The sequence below is a fragment of the Marinitoga piezophila KA3 genome, from assembly GCF_000255135.1.
GTDB lineage: Bacteria > Thermotogota > Thermotogae > Petrotogales > Petrotogaceae > Marinitoga > Marinitoga piezophila.
Genome location: NC_016751.1, coordinates 1,132,889 through 1,158,145 on the forward strand (window position 1 = coordinate 1,132,889; position 25,257 = coordinate 1,158,145).

Here is a 25,257-nt window from a genome sequence, read left to right on the forward strand (position 1 = left end):
AATATGCTTTTGATATTATCACCATCCCTTTTTATATCTTTTTATAATACTTTCTGCAACTCGAATGCCATCTACTGCAGAAGATGTAATTCCTCCTGCATATCCGGCACCTTCTCCTATAGGATATAACCCTTCAGTTGAAATACTTTCATAATTTTCATTTCTTTCAATTCTTACAGGAGATGAACTTCTTGTTTCAACACCTGTCAACAATGAATCATATGAAGAAAACCCTCTTAGTTTTTTTCCCATTGCTAAAATACCTTCTTTTAAAGCGTCGGTAATATATTCTGGATATATATTATTAATATCATAAAATATCGTTCCCGGCTTATATGAAGGCTTAACTGCTTTAAATTTTACAGATTTTTTGTTTCTTAAAAAATCACCAAATAATTGAACAGGTGCATAATAAGAATTAGAAATGGCATATGCTTTTTTTTCAAAATTCCTTTGAAATTCAACACCTGCTAATGGATGATTTGAAGGATAATCTGAAGGTTCGACACTTACTAATATAGCACTGTTAGAATTGACATTATCTCTTGCAAATTCACTCATTCCATTTGTAACAACCATATTCTCTTCTGAAGCCGATGCAACAACATATCCCCCCGGACACATACAAAAAGTATAGACAGCTCTTCCATTTTTCGCCCTATGAGAAAGCTTATAATCTGCAGCCTTTAATCTCGGATGATTATAAAATTTACCATACTGACTTTTATCAATTAATTCCTTTAAATGTTCAATCCTTACACCAATAGAAAATGGTTTTTGTTTGATTGTTATTCCTTTGTTGAATAACAATTCAAAAGTATCTCTTGCACTGTGACCAATAGCTAAAATTATTACATCAGAATATATTTTTTCATTACCGTTTACAACAACACCTTTTACCTTTCCATTTTTGATAATAATATCGGTAACCTTGCTTTCAAATAAAACACTCCCACCAAGAGAAATTATTTTTTTTCTTATATTCTTCACAGCTATTTCCAGTTTATCAGTACCAATATGCGGTTTGTTGACATATAGTATCTCTTCTGGAGCACCGGCCTTTACAAATTCTTCAAGCATCTTCCTAATTCTATTATTCTTATCCTTTATAAGCGTATTTAACTTGCCATCAGAAAATGTTCCAGCTCCACCTTCACCAAATTGAACATTACTTTCTATATTTAAAACACCCTTTTTCCAGAAAAGATTTACGTCTTTTTTTCTTTCTTCAACCGCCTTTCCTCTTTCCAATATTATAGGCTCAAACCCTGCTTCGGCAAGTATTAATCCAGCAAATAACCCGGAAGGTCCGGAGCCTATTATTATCGGTCTCGTAGTCAAAAGTTCCTCTCCCTGAGCTGGTAATATATACTCTTTCTCTGGAGATATCATAACAAGGGAATTATTTTTTAATTTATCTTCATCTTCCACTTTAAAATCCACATTATACACAAAATAAATCATATCATTCTTTTTACGCGCATCAATAGAGCGTTTTATAATTCTAACTTCTTGAATTTCTTTTGATGAAATATTCAACTTTTTTGCAATTTCTTTTTTTATATCTTCATCTTGATGATCAATAGGTAATTTTATATTATTTATTCTCAACATAATTTTTTAATCTCCTTCTATAATCTTCAAATGTATTATATCATAAAATAAAACGACCTTTGCAGGCCGCTTATTATATCTTGCACTCATCAAATAACTTTCTCAAAATTATTTCATCATTAACTTCCAAGTTATTATCTTTCATCCATTCATCATTAAAAAATTTTGTTAAATAGCTTCTTCCACTATCAGGAAAAATTACAACAGCTTTTTTATTCTTTATATTATTTTCTTTTAAATACTTTATCATTCCAAATAATGCTGCCCCAGAAGAGCCACCGACCAATATCCCTTCTCTTTTTGATAAAAATCTCGCCATTGAAAATGCTTCCTGATCATTAATCACAACTATATCATCTATAATGTCTAAATTTATGGTTTTTGGGATAATATTTTTTCCTATTCCTTCAACTAAATATGGATGAGAATGTTTCAATGCTTCCTCAACTGTAAGACCAGCTTTTACGTGATGATATATTGACCCCTCTGGATCTACTCCTATTAATTTTATATCCTTTCTTTCTTTAAAATATTTACCAATTCCAGAAATTGTTCCGCCTGTACCCAATCCAGCAAAAATATAGTCAAGCTCTCCATTAAATTGTTTCCATAATTCTGGTGCAGTTGTTCTATAATGAGCTTTTGGATTATTTTTATTAAAATATTGATTGGGGATAAACGCATAATTGTTTGGATCTACAGCCTTTTCAAAAATCTTTTTTAATTCTTTTTCATTATTTTGATTTATTAAAATCTGGATATAGCTTACTATTCCTTCTATTTCTGATTTTGATAAAGGCTTTCTCTTTTCCCAGATTATATTTCTAATAATTTCAGCGATTTTATATTGCGACATTACAGAAAATGGGGAAACATTACCTGGGACTCTTATTATATATGCTCCATATGCTCTTAGCAATAATTCCTTTTCCATGCTTATTTTTTGGGGCATTATGAATATTACAGAATTTCCTTTTTTTACAGCATATAAAGCTAGCCCTATTCCTGTATTTCCAGATGTTGGTTCAATAATAACTGTATTAGTTGTTATTAAATTTTCTTTTTCAGCCATTTGAAGCATATATGCTCCAACTCTATCCTTTATGCTACCTCCAGGATTAAAATACTCCACTTTTGCATATAATTCATTTTTTACATTAAAATACTCTTCTATATTCTTCAAACGAATAACAGGTGTTTCACCCATTAATTCCAATATTTCATTGTATATTTCCTTATTCTTTTTCATATAATCACCTCTTGTGAATATTTTCTTTTTTATATTGGCAATATTTTTTCCTTAGTATATCAAATTGGATTAAAAATGTCAATATTTAATTATTTATATTTATATAATATTTACATTTTGTTTATGTATTCTAACCCGGCAACATTTAGAAAATTCCAAGGTTTTCCATAATGTGGTTGGAAAAAAAAGTCTATAAAAGCCAATTCATTCATTTTCATATTATTTTGTATAATTACAGACATTGTGTTAATTGCTTGAGTTAAATTTGCTTTAGAAATTATTTGAGCACCTAATATTTTTCCATCATCTTTTTCAAAAACAACCTTGAGTTTTAAATTTTCATATGACGGCATAAATTCTGGTCTATTATTTTCTGTTATGGTTATAGAATCAACATTTATTCCCTGAATTTTTGCTGCAAATTCAGTTAAACCTGTAGAAGCAATATTATTTTCATATATTTTTATTCCTGATGTACCTTGCGTTCCTAAATGTTTTAATCGTTTTTCTTTTAAATTATGAGCGGCTATAGTTCCCATTCTAATTGCATTTGTTGCAAGTGGAATATATCTATATTCTTTAGTAGGATTATAATAAACCGCACAACAATCTCCTGCAGCAAAAACATCTGTTTCACTTGTTTCCATATATTCATTTACTATAATAGCTCCATTTTCCAGCATTTTCAATTGATTTGAAAATAGTTCTGTACTTGGCTTAAATCCTATTGATAATATAACAAGATCTGTTTCATACTCATTTTTAGTAGTTATAACCTTTTTTACTTTATTATCTTCACCTTCAAATTTTATAACCTTTTCACCTAATGCGAGTTTTATGCCATGTTCTTTTAAGGATTTTTCTGCAATATCAGTAAATTCTTTATCTAAATATTTACTTAAAATCCTATCTTCTACATCTATTAAAACTACATCTTTTCCATTTTTTCTAAAGGCTTCTACAAGTTCTATTCCTATATATCCAGCACCAACTACTACTATTTTTTTTACATTTCTCATTTTATTTATAATATTTTGTGCGTGATAATAATTTTTAGATAATAATATATTTTCCAAATTAATACCTTCAATATTCGGTATAATAGGCCATGAACCTGTTGTAATTATTAATTTATCATAATTATCTTCAAATTCTTTTCCAGTTTTCAAATCTTTTACAATTAACTTTTTATTTTTTATATCTACTTTCTCTACCGAATGTTTCATTTTTGTAGTAACTCCAATATTTTCTAATTCTTCTGGCGAAGAATAAAATAGCCCTTTTGGATCTTTTACTACTCCTTCTACATGCAATGCAATTCCACAAGATAAAAATGAAACATTATCATTTCTTTCATATATTGTAATTTCTGCATCTTTATACAACTTTGCCGAATTTATTGCTGCTGCAGTTCCTGCGTGAGTACACCCAATAATAACAATTTTCATACAAATCATCTCCTTATTGTGATTTTTTGAACTTTATACCTTTCAAGTTAATACCGACATTTTTTATCATATTTATGATATCACATTTTATACTCAATACAATTAAAATTTTTTTACAATTTTATTATAAATAAATTGTTAAAAAAATAGCCAGCAAAAGCTGGCTAAGACTAAAAATCTTAAAATATTTTTCTAACTAATTTTATTGCATCTTGAGGGCATACTTCATGACAAACATAACATCTTATACACTTTGAATAATCTATATACTTATCGTTATCAATATTTATAGCCTCAGCAGGGCATCTGCTTTCACAAATTTTACATTCAACACATTTATCTTTATTGATTTTTGGAACTCTTTCAAAAACTCTTGTTATATTGGTTACAGTTTCAAAAATAGGTGTTGTAAGAGGAAGTTTTATTCCTGGCGCATTCCAATTAGATATAAGGTTATAGTCAGGTATTAAATTTCTTCTTGCAGCTTCTTTTATAATATAAACATATTTTTCTTTTATTTTTAATGATTTTATAATTGCATGATCAAGTGCATAAGCACTTTCTGAAATGCCTATCACATTAAATTTCTTCTTTTTACCATTTGCCGGTCCGTTACCTTCCATTCCTTCTATACCATCTATTATATTTAATGTTGGATTAACTATATTATGTATATCTATTAAAACATTGGCAAAATTGGTATTTGTTTTTGCCCTGAAATGCCATGCAGACTTTTCCTTGCCAACAATACAGCCAAATGTATTTTTTACTGCTAATGTCATTATCATTTGAACGTGTGTCTTTAATTTAGCAATATTTACTATTTTATCTGCCTCTAAAACCTTTCTCGAAACCTTAAATCCCCTGAAATTTTCTCCATCTACCTCCACAGGATCATCTAATTCTACAATAGGAATATCAAGTTCTTTACAAATTTCGTAGACGCCATTAGCCTTTGCAACAGATATTGCATTTCCTGTAGCAGGGCTATCACCAACAAAAGGCTTTGTTCCAAGAGATAATAAAAACTTTAAAACAATTTCTACAATTTTCGGATTAGTTGTAATACCGCTTCCAACATGATTAGGAGACAACATATTTGGTTTAACAAGAACTCTGTCATTCTTTGAAAATAAGTCTTTATATTTTTCCAACAATGGAAGCAAAACTTCTTCAGCATTTGTATAATCGGTACATTGCTTTAAATAGACATCCATAAGCCTTTTCTCCTTTTTTTAATATATAAATATTATATTATATCATATTCTTAATAACAAAATCCCCGGAGTTAAATTGACAACTCCGGGGATTGGATTTATTTTATATACTTGGATGTGTTAATTTTTCAAGTTGAGGTATTCGTTTATACAAAATTACCATAATTGCTGGATATAAGAAAAACTTAATTGAAAGCGAAACTATTCTTGGAGGCATCAAAACTCCATATGGAACACCAAAAAGAGTATGTATAAAATACGGTGTTAATGTAACTCCAACCAAAGCGCCTGCTAAATATGAAAATGCAAAACTCCAGAAATTTGTTTCTTTCTTAAATACATACCAGAACACAAGACCAGGCAATAACCCATGCAATCCAGAAGTAAGAGTGAAATGTGGCATAAATGGTCCCATTGGGTTTATCCAATATCCAAAGAAATCAGCCAGAGCCCCTACCATAAAACCATACCATGGTCCAAGAATCAATGCTGAGAGGAATATTGGCAATGTTCCAAACCCAATTCTGATACTTTCAACACCAAATAGACTGAATCTAAAGGATAATAATCTTGTTAAAATAATACTTAAAACAATGAATAAAGCGCTTAAAATCATTTTCTTGGTTTTTGTCACTTTATTCCCTCCCAAAATTAAATTTCAGAGTGATTATATCAAAATTTGAAACTTTTTTCAATACTTTTCTCTAAAATTCATATTCACTTTTAATAAAAGGCACCGGTATAATTCCCATTCCTTTTTCCCATGCACGTTTTCCAGCACTTAAAGGAAGTATAAATTCACCATACACACCCAGATTAAATGATTGATTATTAATTGGAATTTTATACTTTATTCCTCCTCCCATTAAATACAACTGTTCAAAATGATATGGAACAACCACTAATGCTTTTAAATTAGCCTCAATAGTAAAATTATATGGCAAAGAATATCCTGCTTCTATTGTAGGAGCAAAAATATAATCTAATTGTTCAGGATTTTTTTCATCTGGACCAAAAATAAATCCCAGAGTTGCACCAACATTATATGATTCATTATTATAACTAACCCCCACAAATGGCAATATCGCCCCGGATAACTCTATTCCCAACGAGTAAGAAAAACTTCCTGCAAATATTACAAGATTGAAGACCAAAAAGGTTATTAATAACATTCTTTTCATTTTAATCACCCTCCTTTCTTAATGATTGAAGAGATAAAAACAATAAAGGAATACCAATAAATGAATAAACGACTATTTTCATATCATTAATACTTCCTCTGATGAAATAATAGCTTACAACAACAAATGCAACAAAAAACATAAAACTTCCTATTTTTCTGTATCGAGTTGCTACAAACGTTGAAATTATTAAGTAAATCCATGGCATCGCCTCTATTAACCCCGCAAATGAAAATCCTTCAGATAAAATAGTAAAAATCAGCAACAACAAACTCAATGAATACCCAACACGTTTAATTACAGTTTCTCTTTCAAAAATATATCCTGCATATAGCATACTCTTCAGAACCAATGGAAACGCCATATAAAAAAGCAGCACATTATAAACGGAAAGCATTTTTATATTAAAAGAATAAAGAATTATTGAAAATACAACTGTTGAATACAAAACTACATTTGAAATTTTAAACCGCAAATATCTTTCCATTTCGTCAATTTCTTTCGAAAAAATATCCTTGTATATTTCAATAACAACAGCTAAAATTAAAAATAAACCATAAACTCTATTTTCACCAGTAGCTAAAAGAACAGCATATATAAATAAAAGCTCAAAAAGATAAAAATATTTGTTAAAGAATAAACTCTTCATATTATTCACTCCCCTTTGAAATTGAAATTACTTCCTTCAATTCATCTTCTTCCAGGAAAAAAATGTCTTCAACAGAGCATTCAAACACCTTTGAAAGTTTTAATGCGAGTACAACTGAAGGCGTATATTTACCTTTTTCTATATAATTAATTGTCTGTCTTGACACTCCTACAAGATTTGCAAGTTTTTCCTGACTTAAATCATACATTGCTCTATAAACCTTTAATTTATTTTTCATATAATCCCTCCCATTATTATTGTATAATATTTTTGATATAATGTCAAGTATACTTGACATTATATATGATAAAAAGATAAATTTTGTGCAACCATACTATAAAGATATGGTTAAATTTATGATATAATAATGATAGTCTACAATACTCAAGGGGGGGAAGTTATGGATTTAAGTACAGAATTTGCCGGAATAAAACTTAAAAATCCTTTAATGCCAGCTTCAGGACCTTTAGTTGGCGATGATGAAAAGATGTTATATCTTGCAAGACTTGGTGTTGGCGGAATGGTTACGAAAACGATTTCAACAAAAGATGCAGAAGTTCCAAGACCCTGTATTTATGGAACAAACAATTATATTGTTAATGCAGAACTATGGTCAGAATTACCACCAGAAAAATGGATAAATGAAATCCTGCCAAATCTAAAAAAAGAATTGGATTTACCTTTAATAGTAAGTGCAGGATACACCAAAGAAGATATGGAAGTATTAATACCTCAACTCGATAAATTTGCAGATGCATTTGAAATTTCAACACATTATGTTGGAAAGAATCTTGATACAATAGCTGAAACTGTGAGAACCATAAGAAAACATACAGATAAACCTATATTTATGAAAATGAGTCCACATATTCCTGATCCTGTAGAATTTGCAAAAATGGTTCTCAAAAACGGCGGAACAGGTGTGGTAGCAATAAATTCATTAGGACCTACAATGCTTATTGATCTGGAAAATAGAACAAATTTAATAGGTAATGATAAAGGACAGGTATGGATTTCAGGACCGGTAATTAAAAATCTTGGCCTTGCCCTGGTAAATACAATAAAAGAAGCAGTTCCTGAAATCACAGTTATAGGTGTCGGTGGAGTGGCTTCAGCAGATGATGTATTGGAATACTTATTAGCAGGTGCTGATGCTGTTCAAATGCTATCTGCAGCATTAATCAGAGGAAAACAATTATATAAAACCATAGTTGATCAGCTTCCAAAAGCACTTGAAAAGTATGGTTTTTCTTCTATTGAAGAAGTTAAAAAAGTTGGATTAAAAAAGAAAGAGGTTGTTTTTGAACCAAAATATCCACAAATTGATCTTAACAAATGTACTTTCTGTAAATTATGTGAAATGGTATGTCCATATTGGGCAATTACTGTTGATAAAGAAAATAAACAGGTAATAGTCGATGAAAGCAAATGTTTTGGTTGTAGCCTGTGTCAGAGCAGATGTCCTGTAAAGGCTATTAGCGGAGTAATATAATTTAAAATCAAAAAAATGGCAAGAATTTTTTATTCTTGCCATTTTTATTGATTATATAAGTAACAATTGAGTAACAATTCACTAAAAATAACTTATAAAGAAATATTTCACTTTATTAGACTTGTTTCTAGAATTAGCTAATAAACCGAAAGATGATTCACCATAATATTAATATTATTAAAAATAGCAGTAAATCAAGGAATGCAAGCATTTATTACTTAGCAGAAAAAATAAAATACAATTATAGTCAAATATCTTTCATTTATTAATAATAATAATGTGTAATATAGATTAAAGAATTTTGACAATAATGTCTAAAATGTGTTATAATAATTAAAAATCTATTAAGGGGAGGTAGAGTTATGAGGAAAAGACGGTTGGTAGCGTTATTTATCATGGCAGCATTTATAATGTTAGCTACCATGGCCTTTGCAGCAGGGGGAGATGCAGAAGCTGTAAATTATGGTTTCTGGTCAATTATTCCACCTCTATTAGCCATTGTTTTGGCATTTGTGACAAAAGAAGTTATTTTATCATTATTGTTGGGAGTATTTTCGGGAGCTCTTATTAGTGTTTTTGCAACATCTAACTCAGGATTCTTTATGAAACTCATAGAAAGTTATACAAAAACATTTGAGTATCCTGTAAATGCATTAGCAGACAGCTGGCATGCAGGTATTATTGTATTTACACTTACAATTGGTGGTATGGTTGGCGTTATAGCAAAAATGGGCGGAACAAGAGCTATAGCAAATGCACTTGCTAAAAAAGCTCAAACAGCAAGAAGTGCACAGCTTGCAACAGCATTAATGGGTGTTGTAGTATTCTTTGATGATTATGCAAATACATTGATAGTTGGACCTACAATGAGACCTTTAACAGATAAATTAAGAGTTTCAAGGGAAAAATTATCATATATTGTTGACTCAACAGCAGCACCAGTAGCAACAATGGCTGCAATATCAACATGGATAGGTTATGAATTGGGATTAATAGGAGACGCATTTAAATCATTAGGCGTAGAAGTTAATCCATATTCAGTATTCTTCCAATCAATTCCTTACAGAATGTATGGTATATTTGCTCTTGTAATGGTATTCATGGTTGGTGCAATGATGAGAGATTTTGGACCAATGTATGAAGCAGAAAAAAGAGCAAGATTAACAGGAAAAGTATTGGCAGACGGAGCAGAACCAATGCTTTCAACAGATTTTGAAAAAGATCTTGAAAGCAAAAACATTCCTTTAAGAGTTTCCAATGCTTTAGTACCTATTTTAACACTTGTTATTTTTGCATTTATCGGATTATGGTATTCAGGTGGAGGATTAGAACAACCATTTACATGGGATGGAATAAGGGATGCATTTGGTAATGCTGACGCATCAGCTGCATTAATCTGGGCTTCTGCATTAGCAAGTATCGTTGCAGTAGTAATGGCTATTTCTCAAAATATAATGACATTAAAAGAAGCTTTAGAAGCATGGGTAGAAGGAGCAAAATCATTGGTAATAACAACAATAATCCTTATACTCGCATGGTCAATTGGATCAATAGCTTCTGACTTAGGAACAGCTGAATACTTAGTTCAGGTAATTTCAAGCTCATTACCATCATGGACAATTCCAGTATTGGTATTTGTAATTTCTGCAATAGTTGCATTTGCAACAGGAACATCTTGGGGAACAATGGCTATTATGTTACCTTTAGCAGTACCTCTTGCAGCAGCATATACAGGCGGAGAACCTTCAACATTAGTATATGCAACACTTGGTGCTGTATTAACAGGTTCAACATTTGGAGACCACTGTTCACCTATTTCAGATACAACAATTATGTCATCAATGGCATCATCAGCTGACCATATAGATCACGTTAAAACACAGTTACCATATGCATTAACAGCAGCAGGTCTTGCAGCAGTAGTTGGATACATACCAGTTGGACTTGGAATGCCTGTATGGCTTTCATTAATCCTTGGTGTTGCCGGTATCTGGGCTATCCTTAAATTCTACGGTAAGAGTACAGATCCTAAAGACCTTAAAGCTTAATAATATTAATAATAAAGGGTTCTCCATTTGGAGAACCCTTTTTATAAAATAATTACCAAAATTCCTACTGTTATATATGATAATGTAAAAAGTGTATCTTTAAACTTCCAGTTAAACTGTTTATATCGTGTTCTTCCTTCCCATCCATTATAACATCTCGATTCCATAGCTATACTCAACTCATCAGCTCTTCTCAGTGCAGATACAAGCAATGGAATTATAATTGCCACCATACCTTTTAATCTTCCAGAAAACTTCCTTGAATCAAAATCTGCACCTCTGCTCATTTGAGCTTTAAAAATCCTTTCAGCTTCACTTGCCATTACCGGAATAAATCTAATTGCTATAGTCATAACCATGGATAATTCATGTGCAAATGATTTTTTTACCCTGAACCAGATTAAAACATCTTCCATTGCATTTGCCAGCGATGTTGGAGAAGTGGTAAGGGTCAAAACAGAAGATAGCATTATGGCAAAAAATAATCTAAATGTAATAATAGCCGCATTTGATAAACCAACATCTGTAATTTTTATAAACCACAATTGATAAATCACATTACCTTCATAATTAAAAAGTTGAATAACAAAAGCAAAAACAATAAGCATCCACATTGATTTTAAGGATTTACCATACATTTTAAGACCTATTCGAGAGAGCAACATCAAAAGAAAGGTATAAAAAGACATTATTGCAACATCATAAAAACTATTTATGGTAAAAGCAAATCCTGCAAGAAAAAACAAACCTATTAATTTTGAACGCGGATCAAGACTATGCATCAAAGATTCTTTTTCCACATAACGTCCTATAGCTATATTTTCAGAAAACATTATTTACACCACCTGTTATAACATTTACTACATTCTATTTTACTATTTTATTTTATCCTTTGAAGTATTTTTTGTTAAGATTCTATAAAGGAAAAAAATAAAGGCATGAGTTCAACTCATGCCTTTTTTAACTCTTCAATCTTCTTTTCAATTTCTTCTAATTCTTTGTTGATTTCTTCCCATTTTTTATCAAGGTTTTCATCATGTTCATGAGGCCCCATATACTTTTTAATAGCTTCTTTTTCTGATTCTAAAAATTTCTTTCTTTCAAGTAACTTTTCTAATTCACCCATATAAGTCCCCCCTGTTTTTAGTTGTGAAAAAATTCTTTTATCACTTACTAATTTACTCCCCATATTCATTATAACATAATTTTCAAAAAATTACAAATCAATTAATATATCAAAACAAAAACATTTCACCAATTTTTTAAATTTCTTTTTGCGTCCATATATCCCATTTTTATCAATCTTTTTGCATCTTCAGGAGAAAAATTCATAGGTGAGGGAACATTTCCTGAAGGTGTTATAATAACCATATTCTCAGATTTTTTCATATCAAGCATTATTTTAAAAACCAAATCTGCCGGACTATTAATAACAGGAAATACAGCTATCATTCTATCATATCCATATTTTTCTGCTAATAATGCCGGATATACGTTTGAAAAAACGCCTCCATCTGTATATTTTTTACCATCAATTTCAATTGCTCCAAATAGCGGATAACTTGCACTTGCAAAGATATAATCCACCATATGCTCTTTCATATCCTCTTTTTTTAAAAAAACAACCTTAAATTTATCAAGGTTAAAGGTTAAAATCCCATAGTCTATAGGGGATTTGAGAATTTCTTCTTCTGATATATATCCCTTTAAAAATGTATATAACGGTGTTGGATCCAGAATAAATGGTTTAAGATTTGGCGCATGGTTAAATGGATCAAAATCAAATATATCCTCTTTTTTCATAGAAGTCCATAGTTCCTCTATTTCATCTAATCTTCCCATTACAAATCCTGCTCCATTTAAAGCACCAGCTGATACGCCATATACACCATCTATTTTAATATTTTTTTCGACAATATATCTTAAAACACCTATTTCATACGCTCCAGCAGCACCACCACCGCCTAAAACAAGAAGGGTTTTTGAGTATGATATTATCCCTATAATTACAAAAATAAATAATATTATCTTTTTAATAATTTCACCTCGCTTTCAAAAGATATTTTTATTATAATATTCTAAAATTACCATAAAAATCCCAATAACCATAAAGGTATCTTATTCTTTAATGGCAAATCTATATCATCACGAATAACAAAATCCGAATTTTTAATCTTTTTATTTTTCCCACCAACCTCTATTTTTATTCCATTCCACACAAAATCTCCGTCCTGCTCATTCTTTGATGAAAATATTTTTCCTTTTTCTTTTAAAGCAAAAACAGTAAATGCTTCTCTGAACTTACCAATTTCGCCATTATATATATAATAATACGAAGGATCAGCCAGAAATATCTTTTCTCCTTTTGAATTTATTTTAAAATCCTTTTCCTTTAATACTATATTTATTAATTCGGCCTCTTCCATCACATTTAACAACTCATACAGTTTATTTTTGCTTAATTGCCATTCTTTTCCCATTCTTTCCACATTTATTGTAGGAATTTTAGAATATATTAAATATCCTATTATCGCTTTCATTAATTTTAAATGATTTTCTTTTATAGTATTTAAGAAAAAAGGAATATCGCTATATAATGTCTTTTCAAGAATATTTTCCATTTTTTCAACATAATTATTTTCGAGAAAAAACGGACGTGTTCCAGAAGAAGCATAATCCTTAAACAATTTTAAAATATCCATATCTCTTATTTGATTCATAAATCTGTCTTTTTCAATATTAAATGGATTTTCAATCTCCATAATCTCTTTATTTGTTAAAAAATGTATATACTCCCTAAAAGATAATAACGGTATTCTAACCTTTACAAATCTCCTTGAAAGGTCAGCTATTCCTGTTCTAAGAATAATAGAACTACTATCGCTTATCCATATTTTCTTATCAGGATACGAATCATACAATGCCTTTATATGTATACTCCATTTATTTAAATAATGCACTTCATCTATTATTATTCCATTATATCCCTGCAGAAAAACCTTTTCTCCAAGATCAAACAATGGAATAGCCGCTACTTTCGGATCATCACCAGATAGATAAAAAAAATTATTTTCCGCAGCCTTCATAAGCAAATATGTTGTCTTTCCAACACCACGCGGCCCATATAATAACATCCCTCTTGTATCATCATATTTTTCTATTTTTTGAAAATACAACCTTTTTTTTTCAGGCAATGCATTTAAAAGCCTTTCTTTTTTCAATTCAAGCTGTTCAATAACATCTTCAATTTCCATTTTCTCACCTCCGTTCTCTTCCAATACTTATTATATCACAATTCGTATTATTTTAATACTATTTTTGATATTATTTTTATTTATCGTATTAATATAGAACGATTTTTATGATAAATCGTTCTGTTTTGATACGTGGCAAAACTACAAATCATTGAAAAAAAATTTAAAGTTCTTTTTTATTTTAAATTAGATATAAAAAATAGAAATAATAATATGAGAGAAGGCTTGAAAATTCCCGAAGAGAAACAATTATGATTGAGAAAAATAAAAACGAACGAAAACTCGCAGGTTGCCCGAGAAAATCACGAATGGAGGCTGTCAAAAAAACAGGATGTTTTTTTGAGCGCAGCTTCTGCAGGGATGCAGAATCTAAGCGACAGCCGGGAATGAGTGATTTTCGAGGATCAGCAACCAAGTCGTTTGAGGGAGTTTTTATTTTTCTCAATCAACAACAAAAAAGACGAACATGGATGTGAGTCTGCAACGACCCCTGAGAACGAGCAATTTTCGAAGATTAGCACTCAAGTCGCATGAAAGAGCTTTTATTTTTTCCAACACAAAGAAACTTCAAAGGTAAATTATAAATGCTCCCAATATCAAAAATACCGTTCCAACAATTCTAATAGCAATCCTCTCCCCAAAAACAAACCTCGCCATTATCGCCGTAACCAACGCCGACAACATAGAAACAGGTTCTGCAATACTTACATCAATATATCTAAACATATTCAACAATGCCACATAAGAATATGCATTAGAAATTCCGCCGTTTATAAGTGGAAATATCTTTCTTTTCACAATAGAAATATGCGGTTTTATTGATTTAAACTTTATCAATGTAAAAATTAAAAAATACGTGCTAACAATTAAATATATGCTTATAGAATAACTCATAGAATCTATACCTTTTGCAAAATAACCATCAAAAGTCCTTCCAATTGCCATAAGCATGGAAGAAATCAACATGGCAACAGCGCCTTTACTCTTTAGCAGATTTTTATAGGATTCCTTCATATTTACATCCTTTTTTAAATAAGAAACACCATAGAGCATAAATAAGCTTCCAAAAATCTTTTGAATAGTTATTGGCTCTCCTAAAAATATAAATGTTGTAATTATTAAAAAAATAACGTTCATATTATAAAGTGGCGCTATAACAGAAGCGTCCTCATTAGCCAATGCATAAACGTATAAATAAAAAGAAATTGCATAAATACTTCCACTTATCAGCGCAGCAATTATAGAATCTATTGTTAATTTATAAAAAAACGGAAAAAAGGATAAAAATGAAAAAAAGAAAAACGCCCATGAAGAAATGAGCGCATCATCATCTGTTGTTATCTGCTTTCCTGCTATTCTCTCATATCCCAATAATATAATCCTTATTGCAGTCCATAAATACACCATATTTATCTCCTTTTCTTATCCTAAAGCATTATCTAAAATCATCATTACAAGAAATCCAAATATAAGAGAAAAGGTTGCAGCTCTTTCATTATTGTGAGCATGTGTTTCAGGAATAATTTCATCGCTAATAACATAAAGCATAGCTCCTGCAGCCAATGCCAAAAAGAACGGTAAAGCTGGTTTCATTAAAACAATAAATGTTGCTCCAATTATTCCACCTATTGGTTCTACAAAGCCAGAAAAAGCTGAATACCAGAATGCCTGTTTCTTAGTATAGCCTGCTTTTATAAACGAAACAGCTGTTGCTGTTCCTTCGGGAATATTCTGAATTCCAATGGCTGTTGCAACTACAATACCATTTTTTATCATCTCTGTGGTTCCACCACCAAAACTCACACCAACAGCCATTCCTTCCGGAAAATTATGTAATGTAATAGCAATTACAAATAACCATACCTTTTTTACCACAGCAAGATTTGGACCTTCATGACCTTTTAAAAAGTGTTCATGTGGAGCATATGTATCCATTAATTCAAGAATTATTGCACCTATAATAATTCCAATTACTGTTATTGTAATACCTCCAAACTCTATAGCCGGAACAATCAAGGAAAACATAGTAGCTGCAAGCATAACACCAGCAGCAAACCCCAAAGCCATGTCCAGCTGCTTTTCTGTTAGCGTTTTTTTCATAAAAAATATTGGCAATGCTCCCAGAGAAGTTGCCGCTCCCGCAATTAAACTTGCAATTGTACCATAACTCCAGACTTGAAATCCTGTTAATTCCATTTTCTCACCTCTCTTTTCATTTTTATTATATACTAAAATATTATTTTTATCAACAGAAATATTATGATATAATATATTGAACATATTAGCGATTTTTATGTCTAAATTATCTGGAAAAAATAACGGAGGTGGTTTATAGATGTTCTATCCATTTTGGCTTGATCCTACTTTTATAATTTTATTGCCAGGACTAATTTTATCTATTATAGCTCAAATGGCTGTTCAAAGTACTTTTTCAAAATATTCGAGAGTAATATCTTCAACAGGAGAAACTGGCGCTGAATTTGCAACGAGAATGTTAAACAACCTTGGATTATATGATGTTCGTGTTGAAGCTGTTTCTGGATTTTTAACCGATCATTATGATCCAAGAAACAAGGTTCTAAGATTATCTTCTGCAACATATTCAAGTCGTTCTGTTGCAGCATTGGGAGTTGTAGCCCACGAAGTTGGTCACGCAATACAACATCAGGAAAATTATTTACCTTTAGTATTAAGAAATTATTCTGTTCCATTTGCCTCTATTGGTTCTAACTTATCATGGATTATATTTATAATTGGATTTTTATTTTCAAGTCCTGCATTAGTTCAAACTGGTATAATTTTATTTTCATTTGCTGTATTGTTTACAATAATTACATTACCTGTAGAGTTCAATGCAAGTGCAAGAGCAATAAAGATTTTACCTATGATGGGAATGCCAACATCTGAAGTTGTTCACGTAAAAAAGGTTCTTGGTGCAGCAGCTATGACATATGTTGCTTCAGCAGCAATGGCAATTTTGCAATTATTAAGAATGCTAATGCTCGCAGGTTTAATGGGAGATAGAGATTAAAATAAAATTAGAATAAAAATACCGCCATTTAAAAATGGCGGTATTTTTTATGATATAATTATTATATATTATTAATCGAGGTGATAGCATGGGAATGCTTGACGTAGTTGGACCTGTAATGGTTGGCCCTTCCAGCTCACATACACTTGGTGCATTAAAAATAGCAAGATTTGCTCACAAATTATTTGGTGAAAAACCAGATAAGGTTATTTTTTATCTTCACGGGTCATTTGCCCAGACATATTTAGGACATGGTACAGACAGAGCTTTAATCGCAGGAATTTTAGGATTAAGAGAATATGATTACAGAATCAAAGATGCTTATAATCTCGCTAAAAAAGAAAATCTTAATTATTCTTTCGTAAAAACAGACCTTGGAGATGTTCATCCAAATACCGTTTTAATAAGAATGGAAAAAGAAGGAAAGGTAAATGAAGTCCAGGGTGCCTCAATTGGTGGTGGTGCAATTTTAATCACAAAAATTAATGGCGTTGAATGTGAATTAACAGGAGATTATAATACATTAATCATTGTAAATAAAGATAAAAAAGGAGCTCTTGAAAATATTTTGGGCGTGCTGGAAGTAAATATAGCTAATTTATACTTAAAACGAACAAATATTATAGAAGGAAAGGCTTTAACCATTCTGGAATTAGATGAAATTCCTTCAAACCTTGAAAAACTAAATAATCTCGATTGTGTTTTAAGATACTTTTATATTGGAAGTGATAAGGAATGACATTTAAACAAATACTTGAAATGTGGAAAGAAACAAATATCCCTTTTGATGAAATTGTTCTCACAGAAGAAATGGTTGAAACTGGAATTGATCCTGTTGATTTAAAAAATAACATGAGAAAAATAGTTCAGGTGATGATTACAGAAGCAGAAAAGAATTATGGTAAAAAACACGAAAGTTTAACGGGATTAACAGGCGAAAATGCTCCAAAACTGTTAAATCACACGCCAAAAATGCTAAGCGAATTTAATTATGTCGCAACTATTACGGCAATTTCCACAGCAGAAAATAATGCAGCAATGGGAAGAATTGTAGCCTGTCCAACAGCTGGTGCATGTGGTGTAGTTCCCGCCTCATTATATGCATTAAAAAAGGTTTATAATGCCACAGAGGATGAACTGTTATCCTCTTTTATAGTTGCCGGAGCTATTGGCAGTATCATCGCTAAAAAAGCCACTATTTCCGGTGCTGCCGGTGGCTGTCAGGCCGAAATTGGAACCGCTGCAGCTATGGCATCAGCAGCTTTGACTTATTACTTTTCAAAAGATGCAGAAAAGTGCGGCAATGCAGCAGCATTAGCTCTAAAATCATTAATGGGACTTGTTTGTGATCCAGTAGGTGGATTTGTTGAAGTGCCATGTGTAAAAAGAAATGGCTCTGCTACAAATGTCGCTATTGTTGCTGCAGAAATGGCATTAGCAGGTATTGAAAGCGTTATTCCATTTGATGAAGTTGTCGATGCAATGTATAAGGTAGGAAAGATGATGCATGAAGATTTAAGAGAAACAGGAAATGGCGGAATTGCCGCAACACCAACTGCACAAAAATTAGTTCTTGAAATAAAGAAAAATTGGAAATAGCTACTCAAAAACGCGAATACATCTATGTAATTTTTAAGTTACTTAGATGTATTCTTTTTTTTACCTGAAATCATTGACAAATCTAAAAAATAAATGTATAATAAAAATGTAATCATTACAAAATTAAAAAACTAACACGGAGGTGTTTAAAATGGCAAATATACCATTAATAGGAGAAAAGTTTCCAGAATTAGAAGTTGTTACAACACACGGAGTAATGAAATTACCTGAAGCATTTAAAGGCAAATGGTTTGTATTATTCAGTCACCCTGCAGATTTCACACCAGTATGTACAACAGAATTTGTAGGTTTTCAAAAAAGATATGATGAATTCAAAAAATTAAACACAGAATTAATAGGATTAAGTATTGACCAGGTATTCTCACACATTAGCTGGATTAACTGGATTAAAGAAAAATTAGGTGTTGAAATTAAATATCCTGTTATTGCAGACGACAGAGGAATTGTAGCTGAACAGTTAGGATTAATTCATGCTGTAGGTAGTCACACAGTAAGAGCTGTTTTCATTGTTGATCCTAACGGAATTGTAAGAGCAATTATTTATTATCCACCAGAATTAGGAAGAAATCTTGACGAAATTATTAGAGCAGTTAAAGCTTTACAAATTTCAGATAAATCAAAAGCAGCAATGCCAGCAAATTGGCCAGAAAATGAATTAATAGGCGATAAAGTTATTATTCCACCAGCAGCTGATGTAAAAACAGCTGAAGAAAGATTGAAGAATTACGAAGGATACGATTGGTGGTTTGTTTATAAAAAACTTGAAGATTAATCAAATAGCGTTTTACAGTAATTCATCCCCTAAATAGAATGAAACATTGGGCTTCCTGTAACAGGAAGCCTTTTTTTGTGTTATAATTAAATAAAGAAAAATTACGAGGTGGATATAATGAAAACACTTGAAAGATCCTTTATAAAACTTGTAACCATATACTATTTAATACCTTTTTTATTAATAGCTTTGTATTTATCAATTAATACATATAACAAAGATATATCCTTCAAAACAACAGTGATAGAAACAAAGATAAACAATTTAAAAGGTGTAATAGAACTTGTTTTAGAAAGCAAGATGACCATCATTGACAATCTTGCCGAAAATATAAAAGAAGGAGCTTCTGATATAAAAACCATTTTAAATGGAACGTATATAATTAATTCACCAGATTTACGATTAATATATTTTGTAGATAACAAAGGTAATCTCACAGTGGCTCCACAGATTGAAATACCAGAAAATTTTGATTTTAAAAAAACAAAATGGTATCAGACAGCTTTAAAAGAAGGTTTTTCTCTCACAACCTCCTTTGAAGATCCTGAAAAAACAAAAATGGTTGTAACTCTCTCAAAAGCTATTTATGATGATAATAACAATTTTTTAGGCATTATATCTCTTGATATGACTTCTGAAAAAATGAAGAAAATTCTTCAAAAATTTGATCTATACAAAGATGAAAATCTTTATATTATAAATACAACTGGAGATGTAATATTTAATAACGTTGATAAAAAACTTAAATTCGATATAGATTTTAAAACACTTCCAGATGATACAAAAATAATAAATTCAAATGGAAAAAAAATGTACTATACAAATATTAAAAACAGACTTTTTGTAATATATGTATTTGATAACGTTGCAATCATTAAAAATGCTTTAATAAAATCTGTTGCGTATTTTATAGTTTTCCTTTCTTTTGTACTAATTGGTTCTTATTTTATCCAGAAGCATTTAAAGAAAAATATTGTTATACCTTTAGAATCGCTTTCAAATACAATGCAGGGATTTGTTAAAGATATTAATAAGAAAAAATTTGGTGGTTTTAGACTACCAAAAACAGATATACAGGAAATTAATGATATAATCGTTTCTTTTAGAACACTTTCCAGCACAATTATAGCAACAACTACAAATATGAATCTATTAAATGATCAACTTAAACGAATTTATAAGGTTACACAGGATGTAAATAGATTCTTCTTTAAATTTATCGATATAATTATTTCACTGGATAAGAAAGATTTAACAATTGAAGAGTTCTTTGAATCAACTCTGGAAATATTAATATCTCAAATAAAAGAAGCAAAATATGGAAGCATCTCTATTTTACAGGGAAATAAATGGAAATATATTGCTGCAGTTGGGCATGATATTGAAAAATTAAATGAATTAAATCTCGAAAATTCTATTGATTTGCATTTTGAGGAAAAAGTAAATATTATAAGATATAATGAAATGTTTGAATATAACAAAAAAATATTAAACGAAGAAGAATTTAAAAAATTAAAAGAAGCTACCAAACCATTTAAAGAAGCTATGACATATATAGGCAATCTTGAATGTTGTAAATTAATGATTTCCGTAGAAATCCCTGAAGAAGAAAAGATCAGATTTTCAGCAGAAAGCAGAGAAATATTTACAGCATTTATTGTATTATCAAAAATATTTATAGAGCAAAAATTTGAAATTGAAAAAATCGAAAAAATTTACTTTAAATTTGCTCAAAAACTTGCTTCTATCGCAGAAGGGCATGACGACGTTACCGGAAAACATATATTTAGAGTTGGTAAAATTTCCGCATTTATTGCTAAAAAAATGGGCTTTGACGATAAAACCGTTGAATTATTTGAAAAGTATGCTCCTTTACACGATATTGGTAAAATATACGTTCCACATGAAATATTAAATAAAGAAGGAAAATTAACTGACGAAGAATTTGAAGAAATGAAAAAACACACCATTTATGCCAAAAAACTTTTAGATGATGATAAACAATTTAAATTTGCACTTAATATAGCTCTTTATCATCATGAAAATTGCGACGGAAGCGGATATCCATATGGATTAAAATGTGAGGAGATTCCTATAGAAGCCGCAATAGTAAAGGTTGTAGATGTATATGATGCCCTTCGTGCCAAAAGACCATATAAACGTGCATTTTCACATAAAGAAGTTATGAAGATAATTACTCAAGGTGATAATAGAACCAATCCAACTGACTTTCATAAAGAAGTATTAAAAGTATTTATCGAAAATGAAAAGGAAATAGAAAAATTATGGGATGAAATAAATAACAGCGGAGGTGAAGAGGTTTGAGCATTAATATTGAAGCAGTTGATATTAAATTTCCAGAAGATTGTAATGTTATTGTTGGGCAATCTCATTTTATAAAAACCGTTGAAGATATTTATGAAAAAATAGTAACAACAAACCCGGGAATGAAATTTGGTATTGCTTTTAATGAAGCAAGCGGTCCAAGATTAATTAGATTTGACGGCAACGATGAAGAATTAATCAATGTTGCCATTGAAAACGCTAAAAAGGTTGGCGCTGGACACTTTTTCATTATAGTATTAAGAGATGGATATCCTATAAACATACTTCCTGGATTAAAACAGGTTCAGGAAATAGTAAATATCTTTGCAGCAACAGCTAACCCTTTACAGGTATTAGTTGCTGAAACAAATTCAGGAAGAGGAGTAATAGGTGTTGTAGATGGTCAGCCTCCTCTGGGAGTTGAAGGAGAAGAAGACAAGAAAAAAAGATGGGAATTCTTAAGAAATATAACAAAATATAAAAGGTGAGGCCTTAAGGCTTCACCTTTTATATTTAATCTGGTCGGGGCGACCGGAGTCGAACCGGCGACCTTCAAATCCCGAATTTGACACGCTACCATCTGCGCTACGCCCCGAACTATAATAAAATTTTAGCATATAAATTATATCATAAAAAGCAAAAAATGTGATATAATTATTAAGAGAAAGTGAATTTAAAAAGATAAATATGAATGGAGGAAAAGTCATGAAAAGATTGTTGGTTTTCACATGGATTGAAACATGGGAAAAGCTTTTTGGAGAAGATACTGTAAAAAAAATTCTCGAAAGAAATAATGTTAATATCAATGAAAAAGGATCCCCGCTTGAAGATTTTGATGAAAACTTACTGGAAAAAATCATCAGGGAAATTGCAGACTCTGCCGGCATTAGTCGATTTGAAATGATGAAAAGAACCGGAAAGGCCAATATACAAACATTCTCAAAATGGTATCCTTTATTCTTTAAAAAACCAAATGCTTTATCTTTTTTAGCAGCCATGGACACAGTTCATTTATTACTTACACGAAGGCTTAAAGGTCTTGTCCCACCAAGAATTATATTTGAACCAATAAAAGAAAATAGTGCATATCTTACATATAAATCCAGAAGAAACTTTCAACCATATTTTCTTGGTTTAATCGATGGCGTCTCAGAATATTTCAACGAACGAGTTGAAGTTGAAAAAATCGAAGAAAAACAGGAAGATGGTATGAATGTTTTAAAGGTGAAAATCACAGGTGAAAAACCTTATGTTCGAATTGAAAAAATGTCTATTTTTAACACTATCTCTTTAGGATTAATAAAAACATTTGAAAATTTATTTGTAATACTAATACCATTATTTGCATTTATTGTTTCTTATCTTTCTTTTAAGTTTATAAGCAACGATATTATAGCCGGTATTGTAACAGCAGTTATTTTAGGAGCACTTTCCTATATAGGGGTCTTTGATTATAAAAAAGGAAGAAAGATTATAAAAGACATATTTGAAAATTACAAAAAAAGGAATTTCGATTATCCTGTTGTTGTAAAAGGTGCAAAAGAAATATCAGAAATTACCGATGAATTTTATGAATTAACCGATGAACTCAGAAAAATTTTACTTGGTGTTACCGGTGATGTGCAGGAAATCGAAGGCTCTGTAGATAACGTTACTAACTCAGCACAAAATCTAAAAGATTTAATAGATACCATGCGTGACCTTGCACAACAGGTAGCAGATACATCCGTCCAAATTAGTTCTGATACAGAATATGTTTCAGAAGCTATTAATTCAAACGTTGACACATTATCAGAAATAGTTGTAAAAGAAAGCGATATGGTTGGTTCATTAAATGAAGCAGTAAATTCTATTATGGACTCAGCTAAAAACGTTGAAGAATCTTCCATAGGTATTTTTGAAATGAGCAAAAGATTTAAAGAGCTTGTTGATTTAGGCGATACACTTCAAAATGAAGCAGAACAAATCAAAGAAATTGCAGCAACAGTTATGAATATTGCAGAACAAACAAACTTACTGGCGTTAAACGCTGCTATAGAGGCTGCAAGGGCAGGAGAAGCTGGAAAAGGCTTTGCAGTTGTTGCAGATGAAATTAGAAAACTTGCAGAAGAATCTAAAAAATCCGCAAATAATATATCCGAATTCCTCGGTTCAGTTTCAAATGGTATTAACGATTTAACGACAAAACTCACAAGTGAGTTTGAAGAAATGAAATCACAATCAGAACAGTTAAAGAAAAATTCTGATGAAAATAAAGCAGCAAGTGAAGAGATATCTCAAATTGCCGAAGAAATTTCCGTTCTCATTACACGTTTAAAACAGGAAGAAGAAAAACTGGAAAATACCACTCAAAATATAGAAAGTTTATTGGCTATTTCAGAAGAAAGTGCAGCCACAGCACAGGAAATCAGCGCATCTATACAAAACTTCTTATTTAATACCAAAGAGATACTTGAAGAAGTTGATAAAATCGGCGGTTACATAAAGATACTTTATGACAACTTTGAAGGTATTAATATATAGGAATTAAGGGGGAAATTATATGGAATACAACAAAAATTTAATTTATCAATTAGCAATTTATTTAGGAACACCATCATTCTATAATCTTCTTGGCGATTTATTAAAGGATGAATCAAAAAGCGAAAAGGTTGTTATTGTAAGAGCAGAAAGAGACAAATGGATAATTCTTGACGCAAAAGGTTTTGCACCAGAAAAGCTAGCATATGATTCATTAGAAGAACTATTGATAAAATTAGAAGATGTAAACATGCATAAATTCCCATTTAACACATATGTACTATTTGACGGACAATTTGAAGATAAGGCTATATTAAGAATTCTTATGATGCTATTTGAAAAAGAAGCTGAACTATACGAAAAGTATAGACTTGAAACAATTATTGATAGATTATCCTATCAGCTGGCAGGTCTTGAAAATCTAATTAAATACCTTTCAAAACAAATAAAGGAAGAGGATTTTGTTGAAGCTATACTTGGAAGTCTTTCTGAAATGTTCTTCTCTACAGTTGCTGTATATAGTCCAGAAAAACAATTAATAAAAAAAGTTGGAAAATTAACTGTTCCTGATGAATTAGAACTCTTTGAAGGTATGAATCTCGAAAAAGGTGACGGATACTATACCTTTAATTTCACCGAAGAACAAAAACTATATTATGATGTATTCAACATAAAATGCCTTTTACCATATTTAAAACATGGAGAATTAAAATATATTTATGTAATTTCAAGAGACACACCTTTTGAAAAGGAAGAAACAGAAATTCTTGAAACAATAAAAAGAATTACACAGTTTTTCTTTGAAGAAAATGCTATATAACATAAAAAGAGGATTCC

Annotated in this window: 24 protein-coding genes and 1 tRNA gene; 10 read left to right on the forward strand and 15 right to left on the reverse strand. The window is 30.7% G+C overall.

The window, feature by feature from the left end; all coding sequences use genetic code 11:
• Positions 1-18 precede the first annotated feature (18 nt).
• The 8 genes from MARPI_RS05455 to MARPI_RS05490 form a co-directional block, all read right to left on the reverse strand.
• Positions 19-1,614, reverse strand: a complete 1,596-nt coding sequence (locus tag MARPI_RS05455) for an NAD(P)/FAD-dependent oxidoreductase (protein ID WP_014296593.1) — start codon at positions 1,612-1,614, stop codon at positions 19-21.
• Positions 1,615-1,687: 73 nt separating this feature from the next.
• Positions 1,688-2,863: a PLP-dependent cysteine synthase family protein gene (locus MARPI_RS05460; RefSeq protein WP_014296594.1), complete on the reverse strand. Its 1,176-nt coding sequence runs from the start codon at positions 2,861-2,863 to the stop codon at positions 1,688-1,690.
• Between the two features lie 110 nt (positions 2,864-2,973).
• A complete protein-coding gene (locus MARPI_RS05465) occupies positions 2,974-4,311 on the reverse strand; it encodes an FAD-dependent oxidoreductase (RefSeq protein ID WP_014296595.1) in 1,338 nt (445 codons plus the stop codon).
• A gap of 179 nt (positions 4,312-4,490) precedes the next feature.
• On the reverse strand, positions 4,491-5,528 hold the full coding sequence (locus MARPI_RS05470) for a DUF362 domain-containing protein (RefSeq protein WP_014296596.1): 1,038 nt from the start codon (positions 5,526-5,528) through the stop codon (positions 4,491-4,493).
• 103 nt (positions 5,529-5,631) lie between these two features.
• Positions 5,632-6,162 carry a folate family ECF transporter S component gene (locus MARPI_RS05475; protein ID WP_014296597.1) on the reverse strand — a complete coding sequence of 177 codons (531 nt, stop codon included), beginning with the start codon at positions 6,160-6,162 and terminating at the stop codon, positions 5,632-5,634.
• A 70-nt stretch (positions 6,163-6,232) separates the two neighbouring features.
• Positions 6,233-6,709, reverse strand: coding sequence for a hypothetical protein (locus tag MARPI_RS05480; RefSeq protein ID WP_014296598.1), 477 nt, complete (start codon positions 6,707-6,709; stop codon positions 6,233-6,235).
• Between the two features lies 1 nt (position 6,710).
• Positions 6,711-7,358 (reverse strand): hypothetical protein, encoded by a 648-nt coding sequence (locus MARPI_RS05485; RefSeq protein ID WP_014296599.1) that lies wholly within the window; start codon positions 7,356-7,358, stop codon positions 6,711-6,713.
• Position 7,359: 1 nt separating this feature from the next.
• On the reverse strand, positions 7,360-7,596 hold the full coding sequence (locus tag MARPI_RS05490; RefSeq protein WP_014296600.1) for a helix-turn-helix transcriptional regulator: 237 nt from the start codon (positions 7,594-7,596) through the stop codon (positions 7,360-7,362).
• Positions 7,597-7,758: 162 nt separating this feature from the next.
• On the opposite strand from MARPI_RS05490, the gene MARPI_RS05495 reads away from it, so the two are divergent.
• Together MARPI_RS05495 and MARPI_RS05500 are read left to right on the forward strand one after the other, a co-directional pair.
• Positions 7,759-8,850 carry a 4Fe-4S binding protein gene (locus MARPI_RS05495; RefSeq protein ID WP_014296601.1) on the forward strand — a complete coding sequence of 364 codons (1,092 nt, stop codon included), beginning with the start codon at positions 7,759-7,761 and terminating at the stop codon, positions 8,848-8,850.
• Positions 8,851-9,212: 362 nt separating this feature from the next.
• Positions 9,213-10,898: a Na+/H+ antiporter NhaC family protein gene (locus tag MARPI_RS05500; protein WP_014296602.1), complete on the forward strand. Its 1,686-nt coding sequence runs from the start codon at positions 9,213-9,215 to the stop codon at positions 10,896-10,898.
• Between the two features lie 41 nt (positions 10,899-10,939).
• Here the strand turns inward: MARPI_RS05500 and MARPI_RS05505 are convergent, their stop codons facing one another.
• The 6 genes from MARPI_RS05505 to MARPI_RS05530 form a co-directional block, all read right to left on the reverse strand.
• Positions 10,940-11,731, reverse strand: a complete 792-nt coding sequence (locus MARPI_RS05505) for an energy-coupling factor transporter transmembrane component T family protein (RefSeq protein WP_014296603.1) — start codon at positions 11,729-11,731, stop codon at positions 10,940-10,942.
• A gap of 116 nt (positions 11,732-11,847) precedes the next feature.
• Positions 11,848-12,024 (reverse strand): hypothetical protein, encoded by a 177-nt coding sequence (locus tag MARPI_RS11120; RefSeq protein WP_014296604.1) that lies wholly within the window; start codon positions 12,022-12,024, stop codon positions 11,848-11,850.
• Positions 12,025-12,149: 125 nt separating this feature from the next.
• Entirely contained in the window at positions 12,150-12,938 is a 789-nt protein-coding gene (locus MARPI_RS05510; RefSeq protein WP_083635662.1) for a patatin-like phospholipase family protein, read from the reverse strand.
• 44 nt (positions 12,939-12,982) lie between these two features.
• Positions 12,983-14,152, reverse strand: a complete 1,170-nt coding sequence (locus tag MARPI_RS05515; protein WP_014296606.1) for an ATP-binding protein — start codon at positions 14,150-14,152, stop codon at positions 12,983-12,985.
• A gap of 567 nt (positions 14,153-14,719) precedes the next feature.
• Positions 14,720-15,559 (reverse strand): EamA family transporter, encoded by an 840-nt coding sequence (locus MARPI_RS05525; protein WP_014296607.1) that lies wholly within the window; start codon positions 15,557-15,559, stop codon positions 14,720-14,722.
• Between the two features lie 15 nt (positions 15,560-15,574).
• Entirely contained in the window at positions 15,575-16,348 is a 774-nt protein-coding gene (locus MARPI_RS05530; protein ID WP_014296608.1) for a ZIP family metal transporter, read from the reverse strand.
• Positions 16,349-16,487: 139 nt separating this feature from the next.
• Here MARPI_RS05530 and MARPI_RS05535 point away from each other — a divergent pair, with 139 nt between their 5' ends.
• The 6 genes from MARPI_RS05535 (at position 16,488) to MARPI_RS05560 (ending at position 22,388) form a co-directional block, all read left to right on the forward strand.
• The gene (locus MARPI_RS05535; RefSeq protein ID WP_014296609.1) at positions 16,488-17,183 is read left to right on the forward strand and encodes a zinc metallopeptidase; all 696 of its coding nucleotides are present in this window, start codon (positions 16,488-16,490) and stop codon (positions 17,181-17,183) included.
• Between the two features lie 88 nt (positions 17,184-17,271).
• Positions 17,272-17,922 carry an L-serine ammonia-lyase, iron-sulfur-dependent subunit beta gene (sdaAB, locus tag MARPI_RS05540; protein ID WP_014296610.1) on the forward strand — a complete coding sequence of 217 codons (651 nt, stop codon included), beginning with the start codon at positions 17,272-17,274 and terminating at the stop codon, positions 17,920-17,922.
• Positions 17,919-18,782, forward strand: coding sequence for an L-serine ammonia-lyase, iron-sulfur-dependent, subunit alpha (gene sdaAA / locus MARPI_RS05545; protein WP_014296611.1), 864 nt, complete (start codon positions 17,919-17,921; stop codon positions 18,780-18,782). Before sdaAB ends, sdaAA begins: the two co-directional genes overlap by 4 nt.
• 151 nt (positions 18,783-18,933) lie before the next feature.
• Positions 18,934-19,575, forward strand: coding sequence for a peroxiredoxin (locus MARPI_RS05550; RefSeq protein ID WP_014296612.1), 642 nt, complete (start codon positions 18,934-18,936; stop codon positions 19,573-19,575).
• A 117-nt stretch (positions 19,576-19,692) separates the two neighbouring features.
• Positions 19,693-21,900 carry an HD domain-containing phosphohydrolase gene (locus MARPI_RS10935; protein ID WP_014296613.1) on the forward strand — a complete coding sequence of 736 codons (2,208 nt, stop codon included), beginning with the start codon at positions 19,693-19,695 and terminating at the stop codon, positions 21,898-21,900.
• On the forward strand, positions 21,897-22,388 hold the full coding sequence (locus MARPI_RS05560) for an adenosine-specific kinase (protein WP_014296614.1): 492 nt from the start codon (positions 21,897-21,899) through the stop codon (positions 22,386-22,388). The genes MARPI_RS10935 and MARPI_RS05560 overlap by 4 nt, the downstream gene beginning before the upstream one ends.
• Positions 22,389-22,419: 31 nt before the next feature.
• Here the strand turns inward: MARPI_RS05560 and MARPI_RS05565 are convergent.
• Positions 22,420-22,495 (reverse strand) — tRNA-Pro (locus MARPI_RS05565).
• Between the two features lie 110 nt (positions 22,496-22,605).
• Between MARPI_RS05565 and MARPI_RS05570 the strand changes: the two genes are divergently transcribed.
• Together MARPI_RS05570 and MARPI_RS05575 are read left to right on the forward strand one after the other, a co-directional pair.
• The gene (locus MARPI_RS05570; RefSeq protein ID WP_014296615.1) at positions 22,606-24,423 is read left to right on the forward strand and encodes a heme NO-binding domain-containing protein; all 1,818 of its coding nucleotides are present in this window, start codon (positions 22,606-22,608) and stop codon (positions 24,421-24,423) included.
• 19 nt (positions 24,424-24,442) lie between these two features.
• On the forward strand, positions 24,443-25,240 hold the full coding sequence (locus MARPI_RS05575; protein WP_014296616.1) for a hypothetical protein: 798 nt from the start codon (positions 24,443-24,445) through the stop codon (positions 25,238-25,240).
• The last annotated feature ends 17 nt before the right edge of the window (positions 25,241-25,257 follow it).